This is a genomic window from Vibrio sp. 1402 (genome assembly GCF_033340275.1).
The window spans coordinates 1-623 of the sequence record NZ_JAWOWE010000406.1 but is presented as its reverse complement, the minus strand read 5'-3'; the positions used below and the strand labels follow the sequence as shown (position 1 = coordinate 623).

General features: G+C 46.5%; 1 protein-coding gene. It reads left to right on the top strand.

Annotated features, from left to right (window positions below; translation table 11 throughout):
- The coding region (locus R7044_RS26340) for a DUF11 domain-containing protein (protein WP_225456131.1) at nucleotides 1–623 on the top strand (623 nt) is incomplete at both ends.

Sequence of the window (623 nt, the reverse complement as noted above, 5' to 3'; positions counted from 1 at the left end):
TAACATTACCATCGGCGGTATCACCGTTATTCCAAACAGCTACCATCTTTCATTCAGCAAAACCGTGGATGAAGCAAGCTATGAGCCGGGTCAGCCATTGGTCTATCGCCTAACGATTGAAAACGATGGTAAGGGAAACGCGTACAATATTCCTGTGGTGGATCGCTTATCCAACATCACTGTGGAACTTGTTGATGGAACAAGTGAAAAGGCGTTTGATTCGGGCTGGACTATCGAGCAGAACATCGTCAGTGGTAGCGATAAAGCCATTCTCGATCTTGATGGTTCAGTTGAAAATAATCGAGATATCGACACGCATGCCTCCATCCCTGCGGGCACTAAAATTGAGTACAAAGTGACGGCGACGGTAAACAACAATGCAGTCGGTGAAATCCTCAACTTGTTGACCGTTGACGGCGATACCGTCAGTGCGAAGACGAAAGCATCGGCAGAGAAATACGACTTCGAAAAACACATTACCCGCTTCTTAGATCAAGACGGTGTTACTTCATTGAGCGGCGGTTACACGCCGGGCGGCTACATTGAGTATGAAATATCGCTCGTTAACCTTAACAACGTGCACATGCAAAACATGCCGATTAAGGATGAACTTAGCGCAATCA